Origin of the sequence: Tunicatimonas sp. (genome assembly GCF_049647865.1) — a bacterium.
Taxonomy (GTDB): domain Bacteria; phylum Bacteroidota; class Bacteroidia; order Cytophagales; family Cyclobacteriaceae; genus Tunicatimonas.
Genome location: NZ_JBARYM010000342.1, coordinates 1 through 1,682 on the forward strand (window position 1 = coordinate 1; position 1,682 = coordinate 1,682).

The window sequence follows — 1,682 nt, forward strand, 5'->3', positions numbered from 1 at the left end:
TCTAAGTAGTGGTAGGCATCGGCATGCCGAACTGAGTCTAACACCCGATATTCCTGAGGATTGTTCATAATAGAAGAATCTAGCTGCCGACCTAATTGAACTTCTTGATCCAGTGAAAATACCTGGATAGTGAAGATGATTTGGCGGGAGTACTCGGTCACGAAATCGCTCACGCCGACCTGCGCCATTCGATGCGAAACCTTCAGCGGCAGTACGGTATTAGCATTCTTCTTGGTCTCGTCCTGGGTGAAGGAGGCAATCAACTGACCCAAATTGTAGGGCAACTTGCGGCGGGGGCGGCCGGTTTATCGTTCAGCCGGGAGTTTGAGACTGAGGCCGATGAAGCATCGGTGGAGTACCTTTCGCAAACCCCGTATAACTGTGCCGGGGCCCGGTCGTTTTTCCAGAAGCTCACCGATGATGGTAAAACCAGCGGGATACCGACTTTCCTGAGTACGCACCCCAACCCGGCCAACCGTTTTGAAAATATCACGGAGAAAGCCCAAGCGATTGGTTGTAGTACTCAGCCTTACAATCCGGCTTCTTACCGGGATTTTCAGCAAATGCTACCCAGCAACCCTCGCTAAGTAGGTTCAACCGGGCAGTCTATCTTCCAATCAAGTTTTGGGTATCTCGACACAAAAGGTAGTACCCTGATTTTCTTCACTTTCGTACCAAATCCGCCCATTATGCCAATCAGTAATACATTTAATATAGAACATGCCCTTACCAGTAGAAGGTTCTCCCTTCAATCCGGGCCTTTTGGCGGAGGAATCCTTGTCAAACAAATTGTTTTGTAAATCTTTCGGAATACCTACCCCGTCGTCTTCTACCACAAACAATACGGTATCGGTTTGATCGGTTACCCGAACAGCAATAATACCATTGTCGTGAGTAAATTTAATTGCGTTAGATATGAGATTATTCAATGCCTGCATAAATTTTATATCGTCCAACTGCATATTAATTACCTCATGGCTGGTTTCAAACTGAAACACTTTATGAATATGATGCTGCGACTCCTGGTATTCATTCATCGTTAACTTTATTTGCTCCACCACATCCACCTTTTTCTTTAGCAACTCCACTTCGGTGGTGTCTATCATCTCCTGATTGACATAATCCCGAATCAGATTTACTGCCTGCTTACAGACTTGGTTAATATGCTCTAGATACTGGTAAACTTCTTCTTGCCCCTCGCCCTGAAGACTATGTCTAACCAAAGAAATTAATCCTTTTATATTGGCAAACGGTCGGGTGAGATCGTGAGAAACAATTTCCATGACCGCGTTTTTCTTAGCGGTAATCTTATTCAGTACCAGGGAATTCTCCTTCTCGTTCGTAATATTAGCAATTATACCAGCCAGCTTACGATTTCTCTCATCTTCTTCGTAAGCAAAAGAAATTAGGCGAAGCCAAAGAACCGAGCTATTCGGATGCTGAATCCGAAATTCTACTATTCTTTCCCGTTCTAACTGCCCTAGCCGCAGTTGCTGGCAGATCTCAACCAGGTAATCCCGGTCCTCCGGATGTATACTATCCAGCAAAGCCGCCGGATTAGCAATCACATCCTGCCTTTTGAAGGGAAAAATCTGCTCAAAATAGGGATTTAGATACAACAGCTTATTCGTAGCTAGGTCAATATTAAAAACAATGAGGTGCGACTGCTCACTGAGTTGTGT

At 44.9% G+C, this 1,682-nt stretch carries 2 protein-coding genes and 1 pseudogene; 1 reads left to right on the top strand and 2 read right to left on the bottom strand.

Annotated features, from left to right (window positions below):
- Window positions 1-188: pseudogene (locus tag WBA23_RS10280) on the bottom strand (hypothetical protein); the annotation flags it as partial.
- On the opposite strand from WBA23_RS10280, the gene WBA23_RS10285 reads away from it, so the two are divergent.
- Window positions 141-587, top strand: coding sequence for a M48 family metalloprotease (locus WBA23_RS10285; RefSeq protein WP_424582190.1), 447 nt, complete (start codon window positions 141-143; stop codon window positions 585-587). The pseudogene WBA23_RS10280 and the gene WBA23_RS10285 overlap by 48 nt on opposite strands.
- Window positions 588-617: 30 nt before the next feature.
- Here the strand turns inward: WBA23_RS10285 and WBA23_RS10290 are convergent.
- On the bottom strand, window positions 618-1,682 hold a 1,065-nt coding region (locus tag WBA23_RS10290), incomplete at its 5' end, for a PAS domain-containing sensor histidine kinase (RefSeq protein WP_424582191.1).